We start from the raw sequence: 19152 nt of genomic DNA, 5'->3' as shown, positions 1-19152 counted from the left end.
GGCTGCCATGGACCTGGCCACCTTGTGGTTCGTCATCATCGCCGTGCTGTGGCTCGGCTACCTGTTTCTCGAGGGCTTCGACTTCGGCGTCGGCATGCTGCTGCGGGTGCTCGGCCGCACCGAGCCGGAACGGCGGGTGCTGATCAACACCATCGGCCCGGTGTGGGACGGCAACGAGGTGTGGCTGCTGGTCGCGGGCGGCGCCACGTTCGCCGCCTTCCCCGGCTGGTACGCGTCGCTGTTCTCCACCGCCTACGTGCCGCTGCTGATCTTCCTGCTGGCGCTCATCGGCCGCGGCGTGATGTTCGAGTACCGCGGCAAGGTCGACTCGGACCGGTGGCGCAACGTGTGGGACTGGATCCTCGTCGTCTGCTCCTGGGTCGCCACGATCGGGGTCGGCGCGGTGCTGGTGACCAACGTGTTCGGGTTGCCGATCGACGAGGCGGGCAACCGGGTCGGCGGCCCGCTGGCGATGCTCGACTGGTACTCGGTGCTCGGCGGGCTCGCGGTGGCCGGCTACGCGCTGGTGCACGGCGCGGTGTTCATCGCGCTGAAGACCGAGGGCGACATCCGCGCACGGGCCCGGCGGCTGGCCTTGCGGGCCGGACCGATCGCCGTGGTGCCGCTGGTGGCGCTGCTGGTGCTGGTCGGCCTGCGGGAGAACACCACGTTCGGGTGGATCGCGGTGGCGATCGTGCTGGCCGCCGCGGTGATCGCGTGGCTGCGGCTGGCCGCATGGCAGGAAGGCCAGGCGTTCGCGCTGCTCGGCCTGGCCGTGGTCGGCACCGTGATGACGTTGTTCGCCGCACTGCACCCCTACGTGGTGCCCTCCACCGTGGACCCGGCGTTCTCGCTGACCATCGCTGATGCGGCAAGCAGCCCGTACACGCTGGAAGTGATGAGCTGGGTGGCGCTTTTCGGCACCCCGGCGGTGCTGATCTACCAGGGCTGGACCTACTGGGTGTTCCGGCAGCGCATCGCCGTGCACCACATGCCCCCGGTGAAGGTGCCGTGATGCTGCAGCGTGCAACCGCCTCGCGAGCGCGGCCCGGCCGCGGCCCGCTCGGCCCGTTGCCCGCGTTGTCCAGGACGGCCCGCCGCGCGCTGGCCGTCCTGGCCGCGCTTGCGCTGATCTCCGCCTGCCTGCTGGTCGCACAGGGCTTTCTGCTCGCCGACGTCCTGGCGAAGATCGTGCAGGGCGAGGCGGTGGCCGCCCGCCAGTGGTGGCTGCTGATCGGGGTCACCGCAGGCCGGGCCGTGGTCGCATGGGCACACCGGACGGTGGCCGCGCGCGCGGCCGCGGGCACCAAACAGCAGCTGCGCGAGGCCGTCGTGCGGCGCGCGGTCGAACTCGGCCCGGAGTGGATCGCCGGGCGTGGCACCGGGCAACTGGCCGTCGTCGCCGCACGCGGGCTCGACGCGCTGGACAAGTACTTCACCGAGTACCTGCCTGCGCTGGTCACCGCCGCCGTCGTCCCGGTCGTCGTCGGCGGTGCGGTGCTGCTGGCCGACTGGCCGTCGGCGGTCATCCTGATACTGACCGTCCCCCTGCTGCCGCTGTTCGGGGCGCTGGTCGGCATGCACACCGCCGACCGCACCAAGGCGTCGATGGACGCCACCGAGCGGCAGTCCGGCCAGTTGCGGGAGCTGATCCGCGCCTTGCCGGTGCTGACCGCGTTCGGTCAGGCCGGCGCGCAGCGGACGGCGGTCGGCAGGCTCGGCGAGCGGCACCGCCGCGCCAGCATGACCACGCTCCGGCTGGCATTCTCCTCGTCGTTCGTGCTGGAGCTGGCCGCCATGCTGTCGGTGGCATTGATCGCGGTCACCATCGGCGTCCGCCTGGTCGGCGGCAGCATGGACCTGGCCGTGGGGCTGGCCGTGCTCATCGTCGCGCCGGAGTGCTATCAGCCGTTGCGCGCCGTGGGGGCGGCGTTCCACGCCAGCGCGGACGGGACCGAAGCCGTGCGCCGGGTCGTCGACGTGCTCGCCCAGCAACCGGCCATGGCCGGCCGTCGTGCGCACACCCCGGTGGCGGACCCTGGCGCGGTGATCGAGGTCCGCGGTCTGCGCGTCCGCCGTCGCGGCGGATTCCGCCCCGACGGTGCCTCGTTTCTCGCTTTGCCCGGGCAGATCACCTGGCTGACCGAGCCGAGTGGCGGCGGGAAGTCCACCACGTTCGCGGTGCTGCTGGGGTTCGTCCCGCCTTCGGCCGGCTCGGTGACCGTCGACGGACGTCCACTGCGCGAGCTGGATCCCGCGCACTGGCGGCGCATGGTGGCCTGGGTGCCGCAGTTCCCGGTGTTCACCGAGGAGACCGTGCGGGCCGAGCTGGCTACCGCGGCCGAAGACCTCGATCGGCAGCCGTCGGCGGACGACGTCGAGCACATGGCCACCGCGCTCGGATGCCTCGATCTGCTGGATCGCGACCCGGGCACACTGTCGCTCGGGCAGCGGCAACGCGTGGCTGTCGCCCGCGCCCTGCTCCGGGTGCGCTGCGGCGCGCGGGTGTTGCTGCTCGACGAGCCGACCGCTCATCTCGACGAGGCGAACGCCGCGCGGGTGATGGCTCGGATTCGCGCCGCCGCCGAGGACGGCGCGACCGTGCTGATCGCGGCGCACGAGGCGGCCAGGGACGACTCGCGGGCGCCTGCCCGGACGACCGTGCCGGGCCGCCGTGACGAGCTGGAAGACGCTGCACCGCACTCCGGCCGGCTGCTGCCGTGGCGGGACATCCTGCATCGCAAACTGCTGACCGGGACGATGTTCGGCGCGCTGGCGCTGCTGTCGGCGATCGCATTGACCGCGGTGTCCGCTTGGCTCATCGCCAAGGCCGCGCAGCAGCCACCGATCCTCACGTTGACCGTGGCCATCGTCGGGGTGCGCACCTTCGGGCTGGCCAGGGCCGCGCTGCGCTACGTCGAACGTCTCGCCGTGCACGATGCCGCGTTCCAGGTCGCCAACCGGCTGCGGCAGCGCCTCTGGGCCGCCCTGGTGCGCATCGGCCCGGCGCGCGCGGCGCAGCTACGGTCGGCTGGCTCGGGTGAGGGTGCCGTTGTCGACGACGTCGATCACGTCCGTGACCTGCTCCCCCGGGTCGTCACGCCGCCTGCCGTGGTGGCCACGGTGATCGCGACGGCCGTCGTCGTCGAAGCGTTCATGCTGCCCGAGGCCGGCGCGGTGCTGGCTGTGCTCGCCACCGCGGGTGCCGTGCTGGCCGTGCTCGCCCAGTGGTATGCCGATCGCCGGGCGACGATGCTGCAGTCGGACACCCAGCGCGACGTGCATCGGCGCGTGCTCGCCCTGCTCGAAGGTGCCGCCGAGCTGATGGCGTTCGGCCGCCTGCGCAGGCACCAAGCCGCGCTCACCGCTGCCGACCACCGGCTGACCCGGCTGGCTCGCCGTGCCGCACTCGCCGACGGGCTGGCCTCCGCCGTGATCACCGCGGCGAGCGGCTTGGCGTCGGTGTGGGCCACCTGGCTCGCGGCGGACGCGGTGGCCGCCGGGCAGCTCGACCCGCTGCTCGCGGTGCCGATCGCGCTCGTGCCGTTGACGTTGGCCGAAGCGTTGGCCCTCCTGCCCCCGGTTGCCGTGCACGCCCCGGTGCTCGACAGCGCTCGCCGGCGGCTGGCGGAGCTGTTCGACGAGCAGCCGCCCGGCAGCTCCGCGGTGCGCCGCACCGACGACGGCACCATCGAACTGCGGTCGGTGACTCTCCGGTGGCCGGGTGCGGCCGAGCCCGCCCTGCGTGACGTCCGGCTGCGCATCGAGCCGGGGACGCACGTGGCGATCGTCGGTCCGTCGGGTGCGGGCAAGTCCACGTTGCTCGCCGCGCTCGCCGGGCTGCTGCCGGGCGAGGGCGGCACGGCGGCGCTGCCCGGATCGGTGGCGTTGGCACCGCAGGATCCGCAGCTGATCTCGGCATCGGTCGCGGAGAACCTGCGCCTGGGCGACCCCGCCGCGGACGAGGACCAGCTCGTGTCCGCGCTGCGCACCGCCCGGCTGCCCGAGCTCGCCGACCGGCTGGATCTCGTCCTGGGCAGCGCGGGCGCAGGATTGTCCGGCGGCCAGGCCCGGCGGCTGGCGATCGCTCGTGCTCTGCTCGCCGCGCTCCGCCCCGGCGGGCCACGGGTGGTGCTCCTGGACGAGCCCACCGCCCACCTCGACCGGCCGACGGCGACTGCCCTGTTCGACAACCTGCGCACGCTGCTGGCCGGCCACACGGTCGTCCACGTGACCCATCGGCCCGAGGAAGCCGCGCACGCGGACGTGGTGCTGGAGGTGCGCGACGGCCGCGTCGGGCCCGCTGCGAGCCCCGTGGCGAGGCGATCCGAACCGGCGACCGCCTGATCGCCACGAGACACCCACCGGGCTCACCTCGGCCTCGCCCGCCGGGCACCTGGCCGGCGAGCGCAACTGCGACGGCCCGCCCCGTGCCCGGGGTGCGCGTCACGCCGTGGGGCGGCGATCCCGCCCGGTCACGAGGCGTTCGCCGCCTCCGGCGCGGCGGTGATCTCACGTGGCACCGTCTTGCCGTCGATGACGGTCGCCGCTGTGGGCTCCGGCGTCGTCACGTCGTCGTACAAGCGGCGGCGCTTGGTGTCCTTGGCGGGCGCCTTGCCCTCCGCGATCTCGCGCAGGTCGCTGACCGCCGGGGCCAGCAGCAAGCCCGCCGTGGTCAGGCACCCCCGTGCCGCCCGCAGATCGCGCACCAGCTCTTCGCCCACGTCGGGGTGCCCGGCCCTGGTCACCGCGGCCGGAGACCGCTCGGCCAGCACGTCGATCAGTCCGGTCAGGGCGGTGGCGATCTGCTGAACGCCTTCGGCGATGGCGTGGAGGCGGTCGATGTCGGTGGTGTGGGTCAGCTCCTTCGTCGCGCGTCCGATCGCGCGGTGCACGTGATGCATGACGTCGCCAGAAATCTCCGATGTCGGTGACGCAACGGTGCTCACGTCGTCAACTCCCCCAGACCCCGTCCTGACACCGGCGTCGCGCTGGTGCACCGGCGCCGGTCCCGCGCTCTCCGGCTGGGGCGTCACCACGATCAGGATCGTCGGGCATCACGGTAGGCCGGACGCTGCCGACGCCCTGCTGCGTGAATCCACCGCGTGGATCCGTCCGCATCACCATCGGCGATCCTCCTTGCTTCTCCGTGAGGCAGCCGCAGGGCACGGCTGCTCAACCATTCAACATCGACTCAAGCTTTTTTGTTCCCGACGCTGTAAGTCTTGTGGAGTGCGCCACCACGATTTGGCGCGCTCCGGGACGCGCAAGCACGGGAGAACACGGCAAAGCAGACACTTCCGGCGCGCTTCGGCGGCTCCGTCATCCCATCGCCCATCGATCCCACCGCCGGCGGCCACAAGGAGAGTGGCCCGATGACTGACAGATTTCTACAGTCGATACTATAGAAATATGTCAAGGATGAGCGACAATTGGCTGCAGCGCGGAGCCGTAGGTTCGCACGGAAGGGACGCAGGGTGTCTGAGCTCAACAAGCTCGACGATCCGGACTATCCGGCCTTCACGATCGGTCAGGCCGCCGAACTGCTGAGCGTGCAGCAGGCCTTTCTGCGCAGCTTGGACACCGCCGACGTGGTCTCCCCGCACCGGTCACCCGGCGGCCACCGGCGCTACTCGCGCCGTCAGCTGGAGCTGGTCTCCCGGCTACGCGAGCAGCTGGACAACGGGCACACCCTGTCCGCCGCGTCGCACATCCTGGACCTGGAGAACGAGCTGGCGGCGGCGCGCGCGGACCTGAAGCAGACCCAGGAGCGCCTGCGCGCCGCGGAAGAGGAGATCGCCCAGCTGCGCGCCCAGCTCGCCGACGCCACCGGCGCGCCGGCCGAGCAGACCACCCAGGCCGAGCAAGCCGAGCAGACGAAGACTCCCGGCGAGCACGCACGCGGCGAGGCTGCCGCCGGTGACCACGCATCCCAGCACGGGCCCGACGACGCGAACAAGGAGGATGACGGCAGTGACGACGCCTGAGGCGAACACCGAGGTTGTGCCGTTGAAGACGGACTTCGACGTGGTGTGGCGTGGTTACGACCGCGAGCAGGTGCAGCATTACGTGGCGGCGGTGGAGCAGGAGCTGCGCATGCTCACCATGGACCGGGACGCCGCGCTGGCCAAGGCGGACTCACTGGCGGACCGGCTGACCGAGGCCCAGTCGGAGATCCGCGCGCTGCAGGAGAAGGTCGACCGGATCGCGCGCGAGCCGATCTCCCCCGACGCGCTCACCGAGCGCATGCGCCGCATGGTGGAACTGGCCCAGGAGGAGGCCAAGGAGATCACCGAACGCGCCCAGGCGGCGGCGCAGCAGGGCTGGGACACCGCACGGTCGGCCGAGGAGCTGATGCAACGCGCCCGCAAGCGGGCCCACGAGCTGGTCACCGAAGCCGAACAGCGGCGCCGGGAGCTCGACGAGCAGGCGGCCGAGCTGCGCAGGCAGATGGACGAGGACTTCCGCATCGCGCTGAACAAGCGGCGCAGCGAAGCCGTGCGCCAGATCGCCGAGGAGAAGGCGGCCGCGAAGGCGGAAGCCGAGCGCCTGGTGCAGGAGGCGACCGAGCAGAGCCGTCGCATGGTGGCCGAGGCCGAGCGCCGGGTCGCCGAGCTGGAGCGGCACCGGGCGCAGATCAGCTCGATGCTGGGCGAGACGATGCGTCTGCTCGACCAGGCCGACACGATGCTGCGACCACAGCAGGACGAGGTCGAGATCCGCGACGTCGACGCGGCCGACGTGCACGTTCCGACCATGCGTGAGGAAGGCACGGTGGAAGAGAGCGTCGCAGCCGCCTGACCGACGTCGGCGGCCATTCCGCCGTGTGGCCGCCCATCGGGATGCGTCCAGTTCCGTCCTCCGCCGTGACGTCCTCGCCGCAACGATTGCTCCGGTGACCGGCCGCCCTGCGTCGCTGTTCGTGGTCACCGTTCACGGGGCCGGCCGTGCCGTCGGCCCGGTGGCGGCCGGTCCCACGCCGACGGATCGCCGGCGAGTGCATCCGCGTAGGATTTCGGCAATGCCCGCAACGCTCGCGCCCCGTCGTCGCCGCGTTCGCTGGTGGCACGTCGCCGCAGCCCTCGGCGTCCTCGCCGGTGTGCTGGCCGCGATCGCCTTCCTGCCTGGCGAGGAACCCGCTCAGCGCAAGCGCCAGGGCCCGCCGGGGACCGGACCGCTGACCGTCGTCAGCATCGGTGACAGCACGCTGTCCGGTGAAGGCACCGGCACCTACACCCCGGAGACCGACGGCCGGGGCGGCAACTGGTGCCACCGCTCCCCCGATGCGGTCATCCACCACGTCGACCTTCCCGGCGTCCGCCGCAAGATCAACCTGGCCTGTTCGGGAGCCACCACCGAACTGGTCCGCCTCGGCACGGCACGCCGGTACACCGAAGGGTCCCAGGCCGCCCAGCTTCGCCGGATCGCCAAGACGCACCGGGTGACCGCGGTCGTCGTGGCGGTGGGTGCCAACGACGACCCTCGGTTCTCCGCACGACTGACCGACTGCGCCAAGGCGTACTGGGGCCCCACGCCGTGCACGGAGGCCATGCGGCGCGACTGGCCGCAGATCATCGAGCGCATGGTGCCCAAAGTGGTCCGGGCACTGCAGGACATCCGCACCGCACTGGCCGACGCGGGCTACCGCCGCGGCGACTACCAGCTGGTGCTGCTGTCGTATGCCTCCCCGGTCAGCCCGGACATTCCCGAATCGTTGCGCTCGTTGAACGGATGCCCGTTCCGCAAGAGCGATCTGGAGTGGATTCGTTCGACCGGCGTCAGGGAGCTGAGCGAAGGCATGCGGCGCGCCGCCGACGAGGCGGGGGCCCGGTTTCTCGACCTGTCCAGGGCCGGCGAGGGACACGAAGCCTGCACCGGTGGCGACGACCCGTCCAGCGAATGGTTCACCCGGCTCACCGTGCGCTGGGACGACCTGCGGGACGAAGTGCGCGCCAGCCACGCCGCCCAGGAGTCCTTCCACGCCAACAAGGAAGGTCACCGGCAGATCGGCCGCTGCGTGAGCGAGTTCCTGGCCATGCCGGAACCGCGCGCGGCCTGCCTGCCGGGCGACGACGGCGACCTGCACGCCGCGCCGACCGAGTGAGCTAGGCTCCCCCGCGAAAGGCAAAGCCGGCTCCAGGGCACGTCACGAACCACGCGGTGGTCCGTCCCTGTGCCAGCCGCAGCCGCCGAGAGCCCGGAGCCCGCCATGGACATCACCCGCCGCCCAGGCCCGATCGACGACCTGTCCCGGCTGCACCACCAGCTTCGGCTGCTGGTTCCGGTACTGACCGTCGTCGAGCACCACCCGGACATCGACGTGCTGCTCGGCCAGCTCGCCGACACGGTGGCTGGTGTGGAAGCGTTGCTGGCCGCCGCCGAGCCGATGGCGCTGCAGTCGGTGCGCGCCGGGCTGGCGCACGCCAAGGCGGCCGAGCACAACGAGGCACGCAGCGCGTTCCTCGCCGCGTTCCACCGGCTGAGCATCCTGCTGCAAACCGGCAATCCGCGGCGGCGGTCGGCCGTCGACGAGCCCACCAAGCGGTGGCGGCCGGTGCTGGGCCCGGGCGGCGACGACGCCGGGCGGTAGCGCGCTGATTGCGACCGGGCCGTACCGCGCTCGATTGCGACCGGGCGGTAGGGCGCGCTAGATGGCGACCGGGCGTCCTTCGAACGGCGTGGACAGCACCACCGTGGTGCGCGTCGACACCTTGGCCGCCTCCCGGATCCGCCGCAGCAGGTCCTCCAGGCCTGCAGGCGATGCGACCCGGACCAGCAACACGTAGGACTCGTCGCCGGCCACCGAGTAGCAGGCCTCGATCTCCCTGATGTGCTCCAGGCGCTGCGGGTAGTCGTCCGGTGCCGCAGGGTCGTTCGGGGTCAGGGAGATCAACGCGGTCAGCGGCAGGCCCACCTGCTCGCCGTCCACCCGCGCGGTGTAGCCGGTGATCACCCCGCGCTGCTCCAGCCTGCGCACCCGCTGGTGCACCGCGGACACCGACAGCCCGACCCGCTCGGCGAGATCGGTGAAGCTGCACCGTCCGTTGGCGTTGAGTTCCCGGACGATGGCCCGGTCGATGGGTTCCAGCGGCGATGCGGTCACGGCTCGACCACCAGCAGGTCGTGCGGACGGCGGTTGAGCGGTTCCACCCCGTCCTCGGTCACCACCACAATGTCCTCGATCCGGGCGCCCCACCGGCCACTGTGGTAGATGCCCGGTTCCACGCTGAACGCCATGCCCGGTTCGAGCTCGAGATCGTTGTCACTTTGAATGTAGGGCTCCTCGTGCACGTCCAGTCCGATTCCGTGCCCGGTGCGGTGGATGAACTGATCCCCGAACCCGGCCTCGGTGATCGGCCGCCTGGCCGCCGCGTCGACCTGCGCCGCCGTCACCCCTGGCCGCACGGCCGCCACCGCGGCTTCCTGCGCCGCCTGCAACACCGCATACGTCTCACGCACGTCGGGCTCGGCGGGTTCACCGAGGCTGTAGGTGCGGGTGCTGTCGGAGTTGTATCCGTTCGGCAGCGGGCCGCCGATGTCGACCACGACGACATCGCCTTCCTGCAGGACACGGGACGAGACGTCGTGGTGCGGGCTCGCCCCGTTCGGGCCGGACCCGACGATGACGAAATCCGCGGCCAGGTGCCCTTCCGCGACGATGAGCTGCTCGATGTCCTTGCCCACCTCGGCCTCGGTCCGCCCGGCCCGCAGCAACTCGGGCACCTGGGCGTGCACGCGGTCGATCGCCTCCCCGGCCGCACGCAGCGCGGCGATCTCCTCGGCGTCCTTGCGCATCCGCAGCTGACGCAGGATCGGCCCGGCCAGCACCTGGTCGGCGGGGACACGGCTGCGCAGCCCCAGCACGTGCAGCGCGATCATCGCGTCGCTCACCGCGACCCGGCCGGGCTTGCCACCACGTTCCACCAGCCGTGCGACGACGTGGTACGGGTCTTCCCCGTCCACCCACGTCACCAGCTCGACACCCAGCTCGTCCAACGGCACGTCGTGGTAGCCGGGGGCCTCCAGCTTGGGCAGCACCAGCGCCGCCGGGGCGTCGCCCGCGGGCACCACCAGGGTGGTCAGCCGCTCGAACGAGCCACCCGCCTGGCCGAGCAGGTACTTCAAGTCCGATCCCGGCGAGACCAGCAAAGCGTCGGTGCCCGCGTCCGCCGCGGCCACCCGCGCCTTGTCCAGGCGGGCGCGCAGCGTCGCCGGGGCAGGAGCCGGAGTGTGGAGTGAGCGCCTCGACATGCTTTGAAGCGTACTTCGCGAGCACACCCCCGGCCGAGTGCACCGATGGTGTGGCAGGCTCGCACCATGAGCGCTCCGATCGCCCTGCTGGACGCGGCAGGCTTGTACTTCCGGGCCTTCTACGCACTGCCCGAGTCCCTGCGGGCACCGGACGGCACGCCCGTCAACGCGGTACGCGGCTTCCTGGACACCGTCGCCCGCATCGTCACCGACCGACGGCCGTCCCGCCTGGTGGCGTGCCTGGACGCGGACTGGCGTCCGCAGTTCCGGGTCGACCTGCTGCCCAGCTACAAGGCGCACCGGGTGGCCGAGCAGCCGGACCCGGTGCTGCTGGCGGCCGGGCTGGGGCAGGCCACCGAGGAAGTGCCGGACACGCTCAGCCCGCAGATCCCGATCATCATCGACCTGATGCACGCGTTCGGCCTGTGCGTGGCGGAAGCGGACGGGTTCGAAGCGGACGACGTGATCGGCACGCTGACGGCGCGGGAGACGGCCGACCCGGTGGAGGTCGTCACCGGGGACCGGGACCTGTTCCAGCTCGTCCGCGACGAACCCACCCCGGCGCGGGTGATCTACGTGGGCAAAGGGTGGGCGAAAGCGGAAGTCCTCGGCCCGGCCGAGATCGCCGAACGCTACGGCCTGCCCGCCGACCGTGCCGGGGACGGCTACGCGGAGATGGCCATGCTGCGCGGCGACCCCTCCGACGGCCTGCCCGGCGTCGCCGGTATCGGCGAGAAGACCGCAGCCAAGCTGATCACCCAGTTCGGCTCGCTGGACGCCCTGGTACGCGCCGCGCACGACGACGACCCGGCGGTACCGAAACGAGCCAAGACCAGCATCGTCGCGGCGGCGGACTATCTGGCGGCCGTACCGAAGGTGGTACGGGTGGTCACCGACGCCCCGGTGGAGACGTCGGGACCGGACGCCGTGCCTTCCGCCCCGGCCGACCCGGACCGCATCGCCGAGCTGTCGGAGAAGTGGAACCTTGGCCAGTCGACCTCCCGGCTGCTGGCGGCACTCGAGAAGCACGCCGCCGGCACGTGACCGGGCCGGCGGCGTGCCGGCCGTGACAGGTCCGCCGACCAATCGTCACCCCGCCCGTCGCCCCGGGTAGCGGGTTCGCCGCCGGTCCACGCGCCGAGGCCGGGATCCCCATCGGCACGTCGAGGCACGTCCCGATCCGCACCGAAGCCCGCCCGGCACCGGACTCGAGGCGCATCCTGGTCCGCACCGAACTCGAGGCGCTTGTCACCGCGTGCCGAAGCCGACCTCGGGCCCGAAAACCTCGAGGCGCGCGTCACCAGCCCGCCTCCGCGTCTCGGCCCCGCCGCCCGCTACGCGCCGGATTGCCCGTCGTCCCGAACACCACAAGCTCGATCCACGGTGTCCGACCGCGGATGCGGAGGCTGGTCCTTCGCCGCCGAGCTCCCCGTCAGCGTCGCTCGCGCACGGCGTCACTGCGGAGCGCCGACCCGATAGTCACCCTCGTCGCTGGTCACCGTGATCGGCACCTGCTTCTTCTCCCCCGCGATCGTCGCCGTGCAGTGGAACTTCAGGCCCACCTCCACCGGCTTCCCCGGCGGGCAGATCACCGTGCCGAGATCGTCGATCTGGTGGTACTCGGTCAGGATCTGGTGCACCGCGTCCTGCATCGCCGCGTGGTCGAACTCGCGCGGGGCGGGCTCGTAGGACGTGACCGGCGCCGGCGGTTCCGGATTCGACGTGCTGGGCGGGCTCGCACTCGGCTGCGGGGCAGGATCCGGATGCGACCCCGGATCCTGCCGCTGCTCACATCCCGCCGCGAGCGTGGCGGCGACCAGCACAGCCAGTCCAGCACCGCACGTGACCCCGATCTTCACCAGCGCTCCTTCCGTGGTCTGCGCGTGGGCAGACTACTGCAAAAGGAGTACTCAGAAGAACGTTCCGCACCACGGGACCTGCTCGGCGGCGAACACCGCGTCCGCAGCCGCCAGCGCCGCAGGATCGGCGACGCTGATCCGCCCGGCCCGCGCCAGGGCGGAAGCCCGCCAGGCTCCCAGGTACAGCATCGCCAGCACCTCGGCGTCCATTGTCAGGCCGGCAGGCGCATCGGTGCGCTCGACACCGTCGGCGGACACCGCGTACCGGCCGCTGTTCTGCGGCAGCACGGTGTCGACGACCTCGATCACCACGCCGGTGCCCGGCTGGTAAGCACGTGCCCGGAGGGCGGACTCCACGTCGATCAGCCGCAGCCACACCTCGTCACCGATGTGCTGGGTGGTGCACGCCCGGGAGTCCACCAGCATCGGTTCGATCGGCTCGTCCAGCGGACGCGCCCACGCCTTGATCTTGTCCACCAAGTCCACGCCGATCAGGAACTGCCACAGCGCCCGGTAGGCCTCGTCCGACCCGGTCACCATGTCCAGCAGGTGCAGCACCGCATCGCCGTCCTCCGGCCACGGGTTGTTGACGCGGTAGGCGGCGAAGCCTTCCACGCCGTCCAGGCCGCGGTACACGGCCACGCGCGCCACCTGCTGCGGCTGCTCGTTCAGTACTTCTTCCCAGATCGCCCACAGGTACGACGGGCGGGTGATCATGCCGACGCGGGACCCTTCGAACCGGGCGTAGACCTCCGGCAGGATCGTCACGGCGTCGGCCAGGTCGTACAGGTCGACCCGGCCGTCGGTGACCCGATTGCGCACCTTGGCCCGTTTGCGATCCAGGATCACGGTGCGCTCCTGAGTGGCCACACCGTACCCGTGGCGGCCGTAGATGACCGCCTCGCTGGCGTGCAGCGCGGCCATCGTCATTCCGCGTTCGCCCGCCTCGGCCAGCTGACGGCGGATCAGCTCGGTGGCGATGCCGCGGCGTGTCCGGTCCGCGCGCACGCCCACCGCGGCAACCGCGGCGATCGGCACCTGCTTCCCACCGGGAACCACCAAGGCCGAATCGACCGACCGCGCGATGCCGATGACGTCGTCACCTTCGAACGCCGCCAGCAGCCTGTTCGGCTGGTACGCCCGCGACACCCGCTCCCACCGATCGTCGCCGATCGGCGGCTCGTGCATGGTGCCGCGGAACATGGCGTTGGCGGCGCGGTGTTCCGATTCCTGCGCAATCCTGATCTGGTAGTCGGTCACCAGCGCATGATTGCGGAACGACCGACGCCGCAGCCACCGAATTACGCTCCGGGCCTACTGCGGGCTGTCCACCCGGTACACCGGGGGATCCGCGTCGGCGTCGGTGACCGTGATCGGGATCTTCTTCTCCTGGCCGTCGACCGTCGCCGTGCAGGTGAACGAGTGGTCCTGCTCGACCTTCTGCCCGTCCGGGCAGTTCACGTTCTGCACGTTCTCGATCTTGTACTCCTCGCGCAGGATCTTCACCACGCCTTGCTCGACCGCGGCCGAGTCGAAGGTCTTGGAGACGAAGAAGCCCGGCATCCAGAATCCCAGGACGCCCACCGCGCCCAGCGCGACCACCACGACCGCGATCGTCACCCACAGCCAGGTCTTGGACTTCTTCTCCTCGGGCTGCTGGTAGCCGCCGCCGGGGTACTGGCCACCGTAGACCTGCCCGGGCTGCTGCCACTGCTGCTCGTACGGCTGCTGCTGGTAAGCAGGCGGCTGTTGCTGCGGCAGCGGCCCGCTCGGCGGGTACTGCTGCGGTTGCGGGCCGCTCGGCGGGTACTGCTGTCCCCACCCGCCACTCTGCTGTCCGGGGTGACCACCCTGCGGGTGACCCCCAGGCTGCTGACCCCACTGCTGTGGGCCGTTGCCTCCATAGGGCGTGCTCATCGTGCCTCCAGTCGGACCGCATTCTGCGCAGGATCAAACCACATGACCTCTCCGAGCGACGAACCGGCGGTGTTCACCTTGTCGGACCCGTGATCTTTCCCGCTACACGCTTCCCGCCGCGACCACACCCCGCCGCAGCGACCGAGCGGCTTCCGCCGCCGTCCTGCCTACCGGGTGCTCCCCGCCCAGCACGTCGCGCAGCTGCTCGAGCAGGTCGATCACCTGGCGGCACCAGCGCACGAAATCGCCCGCGGACAGCTCCTGGCCGTTGATCTCGGCGGCGCTCATCACGCTTTCCAGGCTCTCGCCGCGCGCCCACCGGTACACCGGCCAGGCGAACCCGGGATCCGGCTCGCGGGTGCGCTCCAGCTTGTGCCGCCGTTCGTCGTCGACCAGTTCGGTCCACACCCTGGCGGTCTCCCGCCACGCGGGCACCACCACCGCCGGGATCCGCGGCTCGCCTGCGCTGTCCCGGCGGGATTCGAACACCACCGACGAGGCCACCGCCGCCAGTTCCGGGGGGCCGAGATCCGCCCACACCCCGTGCCGCAGGCACTCGGCGACCAGCAGGTCGGATTCCCCGTAGATGCGGGCCAACCGCCTGCCGTGCTCGGTCACCCGCTCGCCCTCGTCGGTCAGATAGCCGCGCTCGGTCAGCAGGCGCCGGATCCGGTCGAACGCCCTGGCCAACGAGTGGGTGGTGGCCGCCACCCGCTGCCGCAGCTTCTCGTTCTCCGCGGCCAGCCGCTCGTAGCGCTCCACCCAGCGCAGCCGTTGCTCCCGGTCGGCCAGGCCGTGCACCGGGTGCGCCCGCAGCGCCCGCCGCAGGCCGGCCAGCTCGGGATCCGAGTTGACGTCGACCTTCCGTCGCTTCCGCCCACCCGGCGGGGTGATCCCGGTTTCCCGCAGTGCCGAGGCGATGTCGCGGCGGACCTTGGGCGAGCGCACCGCGACGTGCTTGGGCAGCCGCAGCTTGCCGAGTGGTTCCACCGGCCCGGCGAAGTCCGTCACCGCCAGCGTGCCCGCCCACCGGTCCTCGGTCACCACCAGTGGCCGGGGGTCCCGTACCGGGTCCAGGCCGGGGTCGATCACCACCGCGAGCCCCGCCCGCCTGCCCGTCGGCACCGCGATCACGTCGCCCTTGCGGAGCTTGGCGAGCGACGCGACGGTGTCCTGACGGCGGGCCGCGCTGTTCTGCCTGGCCAGTTCCTTCTCCCTGGCGGAGATCTTCCGCCGCAGCTCGGCGTAGCCGACCAGCTGCTCGAATTCGTCCTTGTCCCCTGCCGCTTCGGCGTAGCCGCGCAGGGCCTCGTTGTTGCGTTCGATCGTGCGGGCCAGCCCCACCACCGATCGATCGGCCTGGAACTGGGCGAACGACTGCTCGAGCAGCTCGCGGGCCTGCTTGGCGCCCAGGTGGTCGACCAGGTTGACGGCCATGTTGTAGCCGGGCCGGAACGACGACTTCAGCGGGTAGGTGCGGGTGGAAGCCAGGCCGGCGACCTGCTTCGGGTCCAGGCCGGGCTGCCACACCACCACGCCGTGGCCCTCCACGTCGATGCCCCTGCGGCCTGCCCGCCCGGTCAGCTGGGTGTACTCGCCGGGGGTCAGGTCCACGTGTGCCTCGCCGTTGAACTTCACCAGGCGCTCGAGCACGACCGTCCGGGCGGGCATGTTGATACCCAGCGCCAAGGTCTCGGTGGCGAACACCACCTTGATCAAGCCCCGCACGAACAGGTCCTCGACGGTTTCCTTGAACGCGGGCAGCAGCCCGGCGTGATGGGCGGCGACGCCACGCTCCAAGGCCTCGCGCCATTCCCAGAAACCGAGCACGTGCAGGTCGGACTCGGGCAGATCGGCCGCGCGGCGGTCGATGATCTGCCTGGCCTCCATCCGCTCGTCGTCGGTGTTGAGCCGCACCCCGGCCCGCACGCACTGCTGGACGGCCTCGTCGCATCCGGCACGGGAGAAGATGAACACGATCGCGGGCAGCAGTCCGGCACGATCCAAGCGCTCCAGTACCTCCACCCGCGACGGGGGCCGGAAGCGCGGCGGCCTGCGGTAGGACCGCTTGCGTCCGCGCGGTGCGCGGAAGTGGCCGGCGGCGTATTGCCTGCCAACCTCGTCGGTGCGCCGCAGCAGGGACGGGTTGATCCGCGGCCGTTCGCCGCGGCCGTCGTCGGCGAACAGGTCGTACAGCTTGCCACCGACCATCATGTGCTGCCACAGCGGGACCGGCCGGTTCTCGTCGACCACCACGGCGGTGTCACCGCGCACGGTGACCAGCCATTCGCCGAACTCCTCGGCGTTGCTCACCGTGGCGGACAGGCCGACGATGCGCACGTGCTCGGGCAGGTGCAGGATGACCTCCTCCCACACCGCGCCGCGGAACCGGTCGGCCAGGTAGTGGATCTCGTCCAGTACCACGTAGCCCAGGTCCTGCAGCGTGGACGAGCCCGCGTAGAGCATGTTGCGCAGCACCTCGGTGGTCATCACGACCACCTGGGCGTTGCCGTTGATCGCCGTGTCGCCGGTCAGCAGACCCACCGCCTCGGGCCCGTAGCGCTTGACCAGGTCGGTGTACTTCTGGTTGGACAGCGCCTTGATCGGCGTGGTGTAGAAGCACTTGCGCCCTTCGGCCATGGCCATGTGCACGGCGAACTCGCCGACCACCGTCTTGCCCGCGCCGGTCGGGGCGCAGACCAGCACGCCGTGACCGTCCTCCAGCGCGCGGCATCCCTGCAACTGGAACTCGTCGAACTCGAACGCCATGTCCGCGGCGAAAGCGGTGAGCTGCGGGTAGCGGGCCCGTTCCTTCGCCGCGCGGTACCGCTCGGCCGGTGTCATCGTCCGGGTCATCGGGCTGTCTGCCACACTGCCAGGGTTTCACACCAGCTTGCGCCATGCAGGAACACCCGCCACCTGGAACGCGCCGTAGCCCAGTCACCGGCGTCGTCGCAGGCGTGTCGCGCCGTGCTGCCGCAGCCTGCTGCCTTCGCGCAGCGAAGTCTTGGTGGGCCGAGCCGTGCGCATCCTGCGCTCCGACACCGTGAGCCGGCTCCTGACCGGCCGGACGTGACCGGATGGGCACACGAGGGCGGGCGGAGCTGTTCGCGCACGACGAGGAACCGTGGCGCGTTGTTCAGTACCGCTGCGCGGCTGTCCGGAGCCGCTCGGGTCGCTTGGGGCCGGTTCGCCCAGCACCCGGCTGACGGCGCCTGTTGGCCAGGTCTCCCCCGCGAACAACGCTCGACCGCGCCGCCCGGCCCGGCAAGGTCCGCACCTCGAGAAGCAGTCATGGCGACCGGGTCAGATCACACCCCTCGGCCTGCAACCAGTCACGCCCCTCGCCCAGCGGCCGAGCCAGGTCACGACCCTCGGCCGAGTCGGGTCGTGACCCTGCAGGCGGGTCGAGCCACGTCACCCCGCGCCAGGTCCGGTCACATCCTCACCCTGCTTACCGGGTCAGGTCATGGCCCTGCGCGCCGTGTCGGGCCGCATTCTCACCCTGTGCCCGGGTCAGGTCACGTCCTCACCCTGCGGCCCGCTGGGGGTGTACTCGAACGGGGCGGCTTCGTCGTCCGGCACGTCGTCCCAGCCCAGTTCCTTGCGCTTCTTGGCGCGCTTGCGGTCGTGCAGCCGGGCGACCTGGATCGCCGCCTCGAACAGCAACGTCAGCGCCAGCGCCAGCGCCAACATGGAGAACGGGTCCGCCGGGGTGACGATCGCGGCGAAGACGAACAACGCCATGATCAGGCCGCGCCGCCACCGGCTGAGCTGCTCGTAGCTGAGCACACCCGCGCGGTTGAGCATGATGATCAGCAGCGGGATCTCGAAGCTCACCCCGAAGATCACCAGCAGGGTGATGATGAACGAGATGTAGTCGTCACCGGTGAGCGCGGTGGCGAAGTTGTCACCGCCGAAGCCGACCAGCATCCGCAACGCGACCGGCACCAGGATGTAGGCCAGCGCCGCGCCGATCACGAACAACACGGTGGCGATGCTGACGAACGCCCTGCCGTACTTGCGCTCCCGCTCGTACAGCCCGGGCGCCACGAACGCCCAGAACTGGTACAGCCAGACCGGGGACAGCAGGACCGCGCCCGCCGCGATGCCGACCTTGAGCCGGATCATGAACACTTCGAACGGCTTGGTTTGCAGCAGCCGGCATTCCCCGTCGCCTGCGAAGTCCGCCAGCATGGAATCCGGCAGCGCGCAGTACGGACCGCGGATCAGCTCACCCAGCGACGGAATCGGCCCGACCGGCTGTTCGAACCAGATGAAGCCGAGGATGCCGCCCGCCACGATGGCCAGCAACGCGTACGACAACCGCCGACGGAACTCGTAGATGTGCTGGACCAACGTCATGGTCCCGTCCGGGTTGTGCTTGCGGCTGCGCAACCTGCGCAGCTCCCGCCTGCGTTCCCGGCGCGACTTGGTCGACTCGGCCACGACGCCTCGTTCTCTCCCCGTGGCGTCAGCCCGCGTTCTTCTGCTGCTGCTTCAGCTCGTCGAGCTGGCGCTGCAGTTCGGCCACCTTCTCCTCGGTCGATTGCACGCCGGCGGCCGGCGCCTGCGCCGACGGGAGCGCCTTGGCCGCGGGCTGCTCACCCGGAGTGGTGTCGTCGGCCTCGCCCCGCATGTCCTTGGTCTCCGCCTTGAGGATCTTCAGCGAACGACCAACCGCACGCGCCGCATCCGGCAGCTTCTTCGCACCGAACAGCAGCACCAACACGGCCACCAGGATGAGCAGGTGCCAAGGCGACAGCGAACCCATCTGGGCCTCCCTTCACGGCATATGCCTGTCAGCAACCAGTCTACGGTCCGCGGCGGTGGTGTCACGAACCGCAGCAGCGTCGTCCGCCGCGTGCTCCGCCCGCGCGCCCACTCGCCTCCTGGCGGCCACCGCCAAGGCGGCCCGGCGGGCCCGCAGCATGCCGAGCTCGCTGCGCAGCACCTCCCGGGTGGCATTGCCCAGCGCCGTGAAGTGCCGCAGCGCACGACGGAGGCGTAACGCTACCAGGACGAGCACCACCACACCCGCGACCACGAGCCCGGCACTGACCCAGTAGTACGTCACGCCGCTACCGTAGCGGCACGGCGGAACGACCGGGTGATCACCCGGCCG

General features: G+C 71.2%; 17 protein-coding genes. 7 read left to right on the top strand and 10 right to left on the bottom strand.

What is annotated here, in order from left to right; translation table 11 throughout:
• Positions 1–7: 7 nt before the first annotated feature.
• Positions 8–1015: a cytochrome d ubiquinol oxidase subunit II gene (gene cydB, locus CXP56_RS15855; RefSeq protein ID WP_028846026.1), complete on the top strand. Its 1008-nt coding sequence runs from the start codon at positions 8–10 to the stop codon at positions 1013–1015.
• Positions 1015–4347, top strand: coding sequence for a thiol reductant ABC exporter subunit CydD (gene cydD, locus CXP56_RS15850; protein WP_051309513.1), 3333 nt, complete (start codon positions 1015–1017; stop codon positions 4345–4347). The genes cydB and cydD overlap by 1 nt, the downstream gene beginning before the upstream one ends.
• A 128-nt stretch (positions 4348–4475) precedes the next feature.
• On the opposite strand, the gene CXP56_RS15845 is transcribed toward cydD, so the two are convergent.
• Positions 4476–4949 carry a hypothetical protein gene (locus CXP56_RS15845; RefSeq protein ID WP_156899035.1) on the bottom strand — a complete coding sequence of 158 codons (474 nt, stop codon included), beginning with the start codon at positions 4947–4949 and terminating at the stop codon, positions 4476–4478.
• 528 nt (positions 4950–5477) lie between these two features.
• Here CXP56_RS15845 and CXP56_RS19095 point away from each other — a divergent pair.
• From CXP56_RS19095 to CXP56_RS15825, 4 genes are all read left to right on the top strand, one after another.
• Entirely contained in the window at positions 5478–5987 is a 510-nt protein-coding gene (locus CXP56_RS19095; protein ID WP_084608747.1) for a MerR family transcriptional regulator, read from the top strand.
• Positions 5974–6801, top strand: a complete 828-nt coding sequence (locus tag CXP56_RS15835; RefSeq protein ID WP_051309417.1) for a DivIVA domain-containing protein — start codon at positions 5974–5976, stop codon at positions 6799–6801. The genes CXP56_RS19095 and CXP56_RS15835 overlap by 14 nt, the downstream gene beginning before the upstream one ends.
• 220 nt (positions 6802–7021) lie before the next feature.
• Positions 7022–8104 carry a GDSL-type esterase/lipase family protein gene (locus tag CXP56_RS15830; protein WP_051309515.1) on the top strand — a complete coding sequence of 361 codons (1083 nt, stop codon included), beginning with the start codon at positions 7022–7024 and terminating at the stop codon, positions 8102–8104.
• A 105-nt stretch (positions 8105–8209) separates the two neighbouring features.
• Entirely contained in the window at positions 8210–8590 is a 381-nt protein-coding gene (locus CXP56_RS15825; RefSeq protein ID WP_051309420.1) for a hypothetical protein, read from the top strand.
• 57 nt (positions 8591–8647) lie between these two features.
• Here CXP56_RS15825 and CXP56_RS15820 read toward each other — a convergent pair whose 3' ends face one another.
• Positions 8648–9103 (bottom strand): Lrp/AsnC family transcriptional regulator, encoded by a 456-nt coding sequence (locus CXP56_RS15820; protein ID WP_028846029.1) that lies wholly within the window; start codon positions 9101–9103, stop codon positions 8648–8650.
• Positions 9100–10251: a M24 family metallopeptidase gene (locus CXP56_RS15815; protein ID WP_028846030.1), complete on the bottom strand. Its 1152-nt coding sequence runs from the start codon at positions 10249–10251 to the stop codon at positions 9100–9102. Before CXP56_RS15815 ends, CXP56_RS15820 begins: the two co-directional genes overlap by 4 nt.
• 66 nt (positions 10252–10317) lie before the next feature.
• Here CXP56_RS15815 and CXP56_RS15810 point away from each other — a divergent pair, with 66 nt between their 5' ends.
• Positions 10318–11295: a 5'-3' exonuclease gene (locus CXP56_RS15810; RefSeq protein ID WP_028846031.1), complete on the top strand. Its 978-nt coding sequence runs from the start codon at positions 10318–10320 to the stop codon at positions 11293–11295.
• Positions 11296–11705: 410 nt separating this feature from the next.
• On the opposite strand, the gene CXP56_RS15805 is transcribed toward CXP56_RS15810, so the two are convergent.
• From CXP56_RS15805 to CXP56_RS15775, 7 genes are all read right to left on the bottom strand, one after another.
• Complete coding sequence (locus CXP56_RS15805) at positions 11706–12110, bottom strand: DUF4333 domain-containing protein (protein WP_051309422.1); 405 nt, start codon at positions 12108–12110, stop codon at positions 11706–11708.
• 51 nt (positions 12111–12161) lie between these two features.
• Positions 12162–13370, bottom strand: coding sequence for a GNAT family N-acetyltransferase (locus CXP56_RS15800; protein WP_028846033.1), 1209 nt, complete (start codon positions 13368–13370; stop codon positions 12162–12164).
• A gap of 54 nt (positions 13371–13424) precedes the next feature.
• Positions 13425–14027, bottom strand: coding sequence for a DUF4333 domain-containing protein (locus CXP56_RS15795; protein WP_286901730.1), 603 nt, complete (start codon positions 14025–14027; stop codon positions 13425–13427).
• 102 nt (positions 14028–14129) lie between these two features.
• Positions 14130–16871 carry a DEAD/DEAH box helicase gene (locus CXP56_RS15790; RefSeq protein WP_286901754.1) on the bottom strand — a complete coding sequence of 914 codons (2742 nt, stop codon included), beginning with the start codon at positions 16869–16871 and terminating at the stop codon, positions 14130–14132.
• A 672-nt stretch (positions 16872–17543) separates the two neighbouring features.
• Positions 17544–18476, bottom strand: a complete 933-nt coding sequence (gene tatC / locus CXP56_RS15785; protein WP_038044210.1) for a twin-arginine translocase subunit TatC — start codon at positions 18474–18476, stop codon at positions 17544–17546.
• 25 nt (positions 18477–18501) lie between these two features.
• Positions 18502–18801: a Sec-independent protein translocase subunit TatA gene (gene tatA / locus CXP56_RS15780; RefSeq protein ID WP_028846036.1), complete on the bottom strand. Its 300-nt coding sequence runs from the start codon at positions 18799–18801 to the stop codon at positions 18502–18504.
• 12 nt (positions 18802–18813) lie between these two features.
• Complete coding sequence (locus tag CXP56_RS15775; protein WP_028846037.1) at positions 18814–19104, bottom strand: hypothetical protein; 291 nt, start codon at positions 19102–19104, stop codon at positions 18814–18816.
• Between the last annotated feature and the right edge of the window lie 48 nt (positions 19105–19152).

The sequence above is a fragment of the Thermocrispum sp. genome, from assembly GCF_002919275.1.
GTDB lineage: Bacteria > Actinomycetota > Actinomycetes > Mycobacteriales > Pseudonocardiaceae > Thermocrispum > Thermocrispum agreste.
This window is presented reverse-complemented; position numbering and strand designations above follow the sequence as displayed.

Bases quoted from the DNA above. Each gene is read 5' to 3' on its own strand.
- CXP56_RS15815 (WP_028846030.1), bottom strand. From the start codon at position 10,251: ATGTCGAGGCGCTCACTCCACACTCCGGCTCCTGCCCCGGCGACGCTG.
- tatA (WP_028846036.1), bottom strand. From the start codon at position 18,801: ATGGGTTCGCTGTCGCCTTGGCACCTGCTCATCCTGGTGGCCGTGTTG.
- cydB (WP_028846026.1), top strand. From the start codon at position 8: ATGGACCTGGCCACCTTGTGGTTCGTCATCATCGCCGTGCTGTGGCTC.
- CXP56_RS15830 (WP_051309515.1), top strand. From the start codon at position 7,022: ATGCCCGCAACGCTCGCGCCCCGTCGTCGCCGCGTTCGCTGGTGGCAC.
- CXP56_RS15795 (WP_286901730.1), bottom strand. From the start codon at position 14,027: ATGAGCACGCCCTATGGAGGCAACGGCCCACAGCAGTGGGGTCAGCAG.
- CXP56_RS15810 (WP_028846031.1), top strand. From the start codon at position 10,318: ATGAGCGCTCCGATCGCCCTGCTGGACGCGGCAGGCTTGTACTTCCGG.
- CXP56_RS15825 (WP_051309420.1), top strand. From the start codon at position 8,210: ATGGACATCACCCGCCGCCCAGGCCCGATCGACGACCTGTCCCGGCTG.
- CXP56_RS15790 (WP_286901754.1), bottom strand. From the start codon at position 16,871: ATGACACCGGCCGAGCGGTACCGCGCGGCGAAGGAACGGGCCCGCTAC.
- cydD (WP_051309513.1), top strand. From the start codon at position 1,015: ATGCTGCAGCGTGCAACCGCCTCGCGAGCGCGGCCCGGCCGCGGCCCG.